General features: G+C 38.9%; 8 protein-coding genes. 6 read left to right on the top strand and 2 right to left on the bottom strand.

The window, feature by feature from the left end:
- Positions 1 to 3 precede the first annotated feature (3 nt).
- The 3 genes from ACXJY6_RS18410 to ACXJY6_RS18420 are packed head-to-tail and all read left to right on the top strand — an operon-like array spanning position 4 to position 3,823.
- Positions 4 to 2,469 carry an ATP-binding protein gene (locus ACXJY6_RS18410; RefSeq protein ID WP_458769211.1) on the top strand — a complete coding sequence of 822 codons (2,466 nt, stop codon included), beginning with the start codon at positions 4 to 6 and terminating at the stop codon, positions 2,467 to 2,469.
- Positions 2,469 to 3,365 (top strand): hypothetical protein, encoded by an 897-nt coding sequence (locus ACXJY6_RS18415; protein ID WP_458769212.1) that lies wholly within the window; start codon positions 2,469 to 2,471, stop codon positions 3,363 to 3,365. The genes ACXJY6_RS18410 and ACXJY6_RS18415 overlap by 1 nt, the downstream gene beginning before the upstream one ends.
- A 2-nt stretch (positions 3,366 to 3,367) precedes the next feature.
- Positions 3,368 to 3,823: a phosphatase domain-containing protein gene (locus tag ACXJY6_RS18420; protein ID WP_458769213.1), complete on the top strand. Its 456-nt coding sequence runs from the start codon at positions 3,368 to 3,370 to the stop codon at positions 3,821 to 3,823.
- 239 nt (positions 3,824 to 4,062) lie between these two features.
- On the opposite strand, the gene ACXJY6_RS18425 is transcribed toward ACXJY6_RS18420, so the two are convergent.
- Positions 4,063 to 4,929, bottom strand: a complete 867-nt coding sequence (locus ACXJY6_RS18425) for a YicC/YloC family endoribonuclease (RefSeq protein ID WP_456052998.1) — start codon at positions 4,927 to 4,929, stop codon at positions 4,063 to 4,065.
- Positions 4,930 to 5,090: 161 nt separating this feature from the next.
- Between ACXJY6_RS18425 and rph the strand changes: the two genes are divergently transcribed.
- The 3 genes from rph (at position 5,091) to murI (ending at position 7,488) form a co-directional block, all read left to right on the top strand.
- Positions 5,091 to 5,807, top strand: a complete 717-nt coding sequence (gene rph / locus ACXJY6_RS18430; RefSeq protein WP_456052999.1) for a ribonuclease PH — start codon at positions 5,091 to 5,093, stop codon at positions 5,805 to 5,807.
- A gap of 89 nt (positions 5,808 to 5,896) precedes the next feature.
- On the top strand, positions 5,897 to 6,538 hold the full coding sequence (gene pyrE, locus ACXJY6_RS18435; protein WP_458769214.1) for an orotate phosphoribosyltransferase: 642 nt from the start codon (positions 5,897 to 5,899) through the stop codon (positions 6,536 to 6,538).
- Between the two features lie 143 nt (positions 6,539 to 6,681).
- Positions 6,682 to 7,488, top strand: coding sequence for a glutamate racemase (gene murI, locus ACXJY6_RS18440; protein ID WP_458769215.1), 807 nt, complete (start codon positions 6,682 to 6,684; stop codon positions 7,486 to 7,488).
- Here murI and ACXJY6_RS18445 read toward each other — a convergent pair.
- Positions 7,460 to 7,915, bottom strand: a complete 456-nt coding sequence (locus tag ACXJY6_RS18445) for an RNA recognition motif domain-containing protein (RefSeq protein WP_458769216.1) — start codon at positions 7,913 to 7,915, stop codon at positions 7,460 to 7,462. The genes murI and ACXJY6_RS18445 overlap by 29 nt on opposite strands.
- Between the last annotated feature and the right edge of the window lie 429 nt (positions 7,916 to 8,344).

Below are 8,344 nucleotides of genomic sequence, written 5' to 3' on the forward strand. Positions count from 1 at the left end.
TTTATGAGTGAAAAAAAGCAAGATCCACTGCATTTTGAAATAAGCTCTGCTCTCAAATCTGTAATTGGTCAAGATTTAATAACAAATGACTTTATTGCTATTTTTGAACTTGTGAAAAATTCATTTGATGCAAATGCTAAGAATGTTGATCTTGTATTTGAAGATAATAATGATGTTATAAATAAAATCCTTATTATTGATAATGGTAAAGGTATGAGTTATGAGGACTTAGTCAATAAGTGGCTCTTTGTTGCTTATTCTGCCAAAAAAGATGGAACAGAAGATAATAGTTCTAGCAGAGTATATGCTGGTAATAAAGGTGTAGGACGTTTCTCTTGTGATAGGGTCGGAGGGAGGCTTAAATTACAGGCAAAGTCAGTATCAGATAATCTTATTCATATATTAAATATTGATTGGGGTAAGTTTGAAGAAAATGCGAAGACTAAGTTTGAAAATATAGATGTGAAGTATGCAACATCTTCTGATTTTGATATTCCTAAAGGCATATCTAGTCCTAAGTCTGGCGTTGTTTTAGAAATCTCAGATTTAAGAGAGCCAAGCTCATGGGATAGAAAGAAGCTACAACGTTTAAAAGGAAACCTTGCTAAACTCATTAATCCTTTTGGTAGTTCAAATTCAAAAATAAAACTAAATATGATCTGTCAGAGAGAAAAAAAGGCGGATGAATATTTAGAAAAAGAATATGAATCTAATCCAGAGTTAGAACTTCCAGAACTAATTAATGGCTTGGTTACCAATAATATATTTGACGTATTGAAAGATAAAACGACGTCATTATCTGTAGTTCTGGATAAAAATGGACACTTCGTAACGACCCTCATTGATAGAGGAGAGTTGATTTATAAAATCCAAGAGAGTGCTCAGCTCTACCCTCTATTAGCTGATTCAGAGTTTTCCTGCCAAATTTTCAGCTTAAACCAATCGGCTAAATCGCTATTTAAAAGAAGAACCGGAATTCACTCAGTCTCTTTCGGTTCACTTTTCTTATTTAGGAATGGATTTAGAGTTATGCCTATTGGTGAGGAAGGTGATGATTATTGGGCAATAGATAGAAGGCACGGTCAAGGTTACGCAAGGACACTTGGTACTCGTGATTTAATGGGGCGTATCGATATTGCAGGGCCCGAATCAAAGTTTAAAGAAAAGTCCAGCCGAGACGGCGGTTTAGTTGAAACTGAAGCGTCTGAACAGCTTCTTGATTATGCTGTAACAAAGTGTGTTCGAAGGTTAGAGCAATATGTTGTGGGCGTTACTTGGAAGGATGCTATAGATAAAACCCATGATACGGCTCAAAGGTTAAGTTTAGATGAAAACAGGTCTAATATAATCAACCTGATTTCAAAGCTGTCAGGCTCAAAAAAAATTGAGCTATTAGATTACAGTCGCAATCTAGTTGACGTACTAAACGAAAAATCTTCGTATTTTGAAGAGTCTGTTGAAAGACTCTCTACTTTGGCCAACCGTTCTTCTGATAAAGAATTAATGGAGAATGTTCACCAAGCTAGAAAGCGCTTTGCAGAACTAAAAAAAGAAGAGGAAGAAGCTCGAAGAATAGCAAGTGAAGAATTAGCCGCCAGACTGAAAGCAGAAAAGAAGGCTAAGTTTGAAGCAGAACTTCGAAAAGAAGCAGAAAAAAATGCAAGCATTCAATCCCAAAAAAGGCAGCAGGCTGAGAATGTAGCAAAGGAACAAGAAACACTAAAGCAAGAGGCTGTTAAGAAAGCCGAGTCTTTAAATGTTGCGTATGAAGATGAGAAAAAGAGAAACCTCTTTTTGTTATCAAATGAAAGCAGAGATTCTGAACAACTAGAAAGCTTTCTTCACCAGATAGTCATTTACACATCTTCAGCTAAGCAAAAGATAACTTCAACGTTACTCAGCTTAAACAATAAAAATGATATAGATAGAGAAAAACTATCCACATCATTAAGTGAAATGCTTGAATCTGTTGAGAAGATAATGACTACATCACGCTTTGCTACAAGTGCAAACTTCAAGCTAGATTCTACGAGAATTACTGATGATATATCTTTGTATATTAAACAATACTTAGAAACGATATCTACAGCATATAACAGTCGAATACAAATAAAGGTGAATGTTAATACAAAACCTTTCATTTCAGACTTTACACCTATAGAGCTTGGTATGGTTTTAGATAACCTCGTGAGCAATGCTAAAAAATCTCGCGCATCCCTCGTTACCTTTGATGTGAGTACTGAAGCAAACAATGTACTAGAAATATCCGTACTTGATAATGGAAAAGGGCTTGATAGCTCAATTATCGAGCCAAATAGAGTATTTGAAAAGGGTGTAACTACCACACGAGGCTCAGGACTAGGACTTTTCCATAGTAAGAAACAAATTGAAAAGATGGGTGGAGAAATATTCCTACCTAACGATCAGCCACAAACTGGTTTTAAAATAAAAATAAGGCTTAGAAAGTAATGAAATTAAAATACAAAGTTCTTTGGTTTGAAGACCAGTTTGAGGAAGTTCAAGGAGACTATGAGCGATTACAAGACCTAGTTTCAGAGTATGGTTTTATTCCTGAGTTTACTCATAGAGATAGTATCACAGCTGAAGAAATTGAAGAGCTATCAAAAAAGCTGTCTTCTTATAACCCTTACGATCTTATTATTTTTGACTATGACCTCGGTGGTAAGAGTGAAAATGGCTTGAGCATTGCTTATCACTTACGAAGTAAAATTTTCACAGATATGATTTTCTATAGTGGTCAAATTCCAGATGAACTCAGAGAGAAATTATTTGATAAAAAAGTTGATGGTGTATTTATTGTTCATAGGCCCAGTTTTTTTGATGATATAGAGCCGATAGTAGAAGATCATATTAAGAAGATGTCTGATATGAATAATATGCGTGGGGTTGTGATGTCTGAAACAAGCAACATGGACTTAAAGCTGAGAGAAACATTTATCGATAAGTGCAAAGCTTTATCATCAGAGAGTTTAGACAGTTCACTTCAAGAATTGAAGGAAAGAATGACTCGTCAACTTTCAGAAAAGCAAGAAAAAGTAGACCAGTTAGCATCGTTAGAAGAAGCTATCTCTAACCACTTCATGACAACATTTGATCAAGTTCGTATAGCATTGAAAAGTGTATCTGGGGAGCTTGGTAATGAAATACTTAAAGAACAGTCTTTAGTGCATCAAGTACAGATAGAGAGGAATAAATTAGCTCATCAAAAGGCTGAGTTAACTGAAGATGGCAGAATGTTACTACATGGTAAAAAAGAACCATATGAATATAACTTTGATGAGTTTAAACGAATGAGAAATGAGTTATTGGAAGCCCATCGTCATATCGATAGGTTAAGTGAGTAGATATGTTATCACAAACTGTGATTGTAGATCTTGATGGGACTCTTGCTCTGAACCAGCACAGAAGCCATTTTATTGATAAGTCGAACGGCCAGAAACCGGACTGGGTTTCATACTTTGAGGCTTGCGATAAAGACTTACCTCATCTGCCGGTGATTGAAAGTGTGAATGCTCTCAAGAAACAAGGATATAGAGTGCATATTTTCTCTGCCAGAGGCGACATAGTTAGAGATAAGACGATTAATTGGCTTTCCGTACATGGCATTTTGTACGATGAGTTAACTATGAGGGAAATGGACACATATACAGCAGATGAAATATTGAAACGTTTTTGGTTACTAGACCTTTACCCAAACTATAAAGATGACATTCTTTGCGTGTTCGATGATCGAGACAAAGTAGTCAAAATGTGGAGAGAGCTAGGTTTGACTTGTTTTCAGATTGCGGAAGGAAATTTTTGATTATCGAGACTTGCGTAGATAGTCATGATTAGTAGGAAGAAATACGAAAGGTTTGTTGATGAACTGTGTTCAGAATATTATCAACCTACAAATATAACTTTGATGCTTAATTGTTCTTAATTGGCGTAGTTTGCCAAATTTTTGCAAGCTGATTTGGACGAAAAAAATAAAAAGCCCTGCATTTCAGATGCTTTCAGCAATGAAGTAAAGGGCCTAAGATGCTTGGAGTAGAGTTAAACCTACTCAATATTCTGGATCTGCTCTCTCATCTGTTCAATCAATACTTTAAGCTCAACGCCGGTTGCGGTGACTTCGGTATTGATCGATTTAGAGGCTAGGGTGTTGGATTCGCGATTAAACTCTTGCATCATAAAGTCTAAACGACGGCCACAAGCCCCCCCTTTCTTGAGGATGTTTTGAGTTTCTTTTACGTGCGAATCTAGGCGATCTAGCTCTTCAGCTACATCAGATTTTTGTGCCATCATGATCAACTCTTGCTCAATACGAGTTGGATCTAACTCCACTTTTGCATCATCAAACTTGCTGGTTAATCGAGTACGTTGCCATTCGATAATTTCAGGCATCAGTGCTCGAACTTTGGTGGCTTCGCTGCTAATGGCATCTAAACGCTGAACGATCAATTCTTTCATGTTCTCGCCTTCACGTCCGCGAGCATCAATAAAATCGGTGACAGCGATATCGAACGCTTCCATTAATTCTTTATTAATCGTATCGAAATCTTGCTCAGGGGTTTCCATGACGCCAGGCCACTGCATGACTTGAAATGGATTAATTCGGCTGGCTTCGCCGGTGAGTTCCATTACTTGATTGGCAGCATTGATGACTTGAGTTGCCAAGGTGTTATTGATAGTAAGGTCGCCTTTAGCTGAAGGGTTCGCTTCATAACGTAGATGGCACTCAACCTTTCCGCGTGCTAAGCGCTTACGGAATCGCTCGCGAAGCACGGGTTCTAAAGAACGAAACTGTTCTGGTAGGCGAAAATAGGTTTCTAGATAGCGTTGATTAACGGAACGAATTTCCCATACCGCGGTTCCCCAGTCAGCTTTGACTTCTTTGCGTGCGTACGCGGTCATACTGTAGATCATCAATTTATCCTTAGGTTCCTGACGTTCATAAATAACTCATAGTAACATAGTTCGAACTCGAGAGTCGCGCTGTAGAACCTCAGCTTGACTAGGAACATCAACGGATTTCCGCTATAATTCGCGCCCAATTAGACTCTTCATTAATCAAAGGTAGATGCACCATGCGTCCAAGTAACCGAGCAGCAGATCAAGTCCGTCCAATCAAAATTACGCGTAACTATACCGCTTATGCAGAAGGCTCAGTATTAGTCGAATTCGGCAATACTAAAGTTCTGTGTAATGCGACGGTTGAAGATAATGTTCCGCGTTGGTTGAAAGGCAAAGGGAAAGGCTGGGTGACGGCAGAATATGGCATGCTACCACGTGCAACTCATAGTCGAACTCGTCGTGAAGCGGCTAGCGGTAAGCAAGGTGGTCGTACGATGGAGATTCAACGTTTGATTGCTCGTAGTTTACGCGCTGTCGTTGACTTAGAGGCGATGGGCGAATTTATGATTACAGTGGATTGTGATGTTATTCAGGCTGATGGTGGGACTCGTACCGCTTCTATCAGTGGAGCAAGTGTTGCGTTAGCGGATGCATTTTCTCACCTGATCGAAAAAGGGCAGTTGAAGAAAAACCCAATGAAAAGCCATGTTGCGGCGGTTTCGGTTGGCATTCTTGGATCGGATATCTTGTGTGATCTTGAATATGTGGAAGATTCGTCAGCCGATACGGATATGAATGTCGTGATGACTGAAGAAGGTAAAATGATTGAAATTCAAGGTACTGCTGAGGGCGAACCGTTTAGTCATCAAGAGTTATTAGCACTTTTAGAGAGTGCGCAGAAAGGAATCGAAGAAATCGTCGTTGCACAGAAAGCGGCGTTAGCTGACTAAATAAGTCAGAGATGACCAGCGTGAGTTGATCGTTGGTCATGACATGTGGCAGTGATGCCAGAGTACAGCAATAATAAGGCGAGAAAATAATGAAAGCATATCAGCGCGAGTTTATTGAATTTGCAATTGAAAAGCAGGTTCTTAAGTTTGGTGAGTTTACTTTGAAATCAGGTCGTACTAGTCCTTACTTTTTTAATGCCGGTTTATTTAATACCGGTCGTGATTTGGCGCGTCTTGGTCGTTTCTATGCTGCGGCATTAGCGGATTCAGGTATTCAGTATGATGTGCTTTTTGGCCCTGCTTACAAAGGTATTCCAATTGCAACAACCACAGCAGTTGCGCTAGCAGATCATCACGATGTGGATACTGCATATTGTTTCAACCGTAAAGAAGCAAAAGATCATGGTGAAGGTGGTTCGTTGGTCGGCAGTGCGTTAGAAGGACGCATTATGTTGGTTGATGATGTGATTACGGCTGGAACCGCGATTCGTGAGTCGATGGAAATTATTCAAGCAAACGGCGCTGAACTCGCTGGTGTGTTGGTGGCCATCGATCGTCAAGAAAAAGGAAAAGGCGAACTTTCTGCGATTCAAGAAGTGGAGCGAGATTTTGGTTGCTCGATTATATCGATTGTGAGTTTAAGTGATTTGGTTATGTTCCTTGAAGAAAAAGGTGGCAATCAAGAGCACTTGGAAGCGGTAAAAGCGTATCGTACCGAATACGGAGTCTAAACATTCTTATTGTTTTAGCTCAATGAATACCAAAACCGCCTTTATTGGGCGGTTTTTTATTTGTGCTTATTGATATGACGAAGACTGTAATGGTTTATAAGGTATGATAATGCTTCATTTTTTAGCATGAAAGGAATTCTCGTGTGGCTGATAATGTAATTGCAAATATTCTTGTGTTTGATTCCGGGGTGGGAGGGCTTTCTGTTGTAAAAGAGATTCAGCAGTTGTTGCCTAATCTCAACTATACCTACCTTTTCGATAATCAAGCTTACCCATATGGAGAGTTATCCGTTGATGTGCTGCTACAACGTGCAACTACGTTAATTCGTAATATGGTGTGTGAATACGATATCGATATTGTTGTTGTCGCGTGCAACACCGCGAGTACAGTAATACTTACCGAATTAAGACAAGAGCTGTCTATTCCCGTTGTTGGGGTCGTGCCTGCAATAAAGCCAGCTTGTCTTGCTGCAAAACATTCCGTGGGCTTATTGGCTACACCTGCAACAATAAAGCGGGAGTACACGCGAGAACTGATATCTGCTTTTTCTTACAAGAAAGAGGTTCAACTCTTAGGCTCAACACAGTTAGTTGATATGGCAGAGAAAAAACTGCGAGGGATGGGTGTCGACAGAGAAGAACTTAATCAAGTAATGCAGCCTTTTAAAGGTCAAGTGGACGTGGTGGTTTTAGGCTGTACTCATTTCCCGTTATTGCGAGACGAAATACAAGAAGTGATGGGAAGTGATGTTTTACTTGTCGATTCAGGTGAAGCGATTGCTCAGAGAGTATTGTTTTTACTAACGGAAGAAAAACAAACAGTAGAAAGAACAAAAAGGTGTAATGACATGTTTGCTAGTGCTACTCCAAAGGATGAAGTAGCACTAGCTGGACATATTAGCGAGTTCGGATTTAATTCGATTACTCGTTATTTGAGTTCTGATCTTTAGGGTCGTTAGCCACACGTACCTTTAACGTACGCCCTTGGTAATTAAATTCATTTAAGTTGTCGATTGTATGTTGCACTGCTGAATCAGCAATGACAACAAAGCCGAAACCACGACGTTTTCCAGTCTTTTTATCTTTCATTAAACGAACGGCAAACACTTCACCATATTCAGAGAAGAGTTCTTTGACATTGGTTTCGTTGGCTTTATATGGAAGGTTACCAATATAAAGAGTTGTGGTGGAACCAGATTCTGATGATTCTTGCTCTGTTGCTGATTGAGTTTTGTTTGACGTGTAGATAAAAATAAGAGTCGTACCTATTACACCAATAAGAAATGATACTGCTGGTGGAAACGAAAGTACTGCTAAAACGATGGTGCCGATAACTGCAAAGATAGCGGAAGCTATTAGTGATTTATTTGAATTCATATAAGGCTGCTTATTAATATATTATTAAGGTGAATGAAAAATGCTAAATGAATAGGCAGACCGATTTTACGTGTAAGCTTCGGATATTTCCAACCTATTGCTGTGATAGCCCTCAAATGTTCAAAGATTAGTCAATATTGATGCATTTGAACTATTTTTAACCAAACAGATTTTAAATTTAAAAAAGTGCTTGTCAGCGAGTCATTGATCCCTATAATGCCGCCTACCCGCTGAGAAGTAAACGCTACTTAGTAAGGTAATGAAAATCGAATTCAATTTTTTATTAAATAATGGTTGACTAAGAATTTCAAAAGCGTATTATACGCACCCCTAGCGAGCTACGGCTGGCAGGCGCTCTTTAAAAATTTAGACCTATCAATCTGTGTGGGCACTCGTTGATGATAATCAATTTTACTTCTTAGAAGTAAC

The sequence above is a fragment of the Vibrio phycocola genome, assembly GCF_054404255.1.

Coding starts and splice junctions, on each gene's coding strand:
- ACXJY6_RS18420 (WP_458769213.1), top strand. CDS start 3,368: ATGTTATCACAAACTGTGATTGTAGATCTTGATGGGACTCTTGCTCTG.
- ACXJY6_RS18425 (WP_456052998.1), bottom strand. CDS start 4,929: ATGATCTACAGTATGACCGCGTACGCACGCAAAGAAGTCAAAGCTGAC.
- pyrE (WP_458769214.1), top strand. CDS start 5,897: ATGAAAGCATATCAGCGCGAGTTTATTGAATTTGCAATTGAAAAGCAG.
- ACXJY6_RS18410 (WP_458769211.1), top strand. CDS start 4: ATGAGTGAAAAAAAGCAAGATCCACTGCATTTTGAAATAAGCTCTGCT.
- rph (WP_456052999.1), top strand. CDS start 5,091: ATGCGTCCAAGTAACCGAGCAGCAGATCAAGTCCGTCCAATCAAAATT.
- ACXJY6_RS18445 (WP_458769216.1), bottom strand. CDS start 7,915: ATGAATTCAAATAAATCACTAATAGCTTCCGCTATCTTTGCAGTTATC.
- ACXJY6_RS18415 (WP_458769212.1), top strand. CDS start 2,469: ATGAAATTAAAATACAAAGTTCTTTGGTTTGAAGACCAGTTTGAGGAA.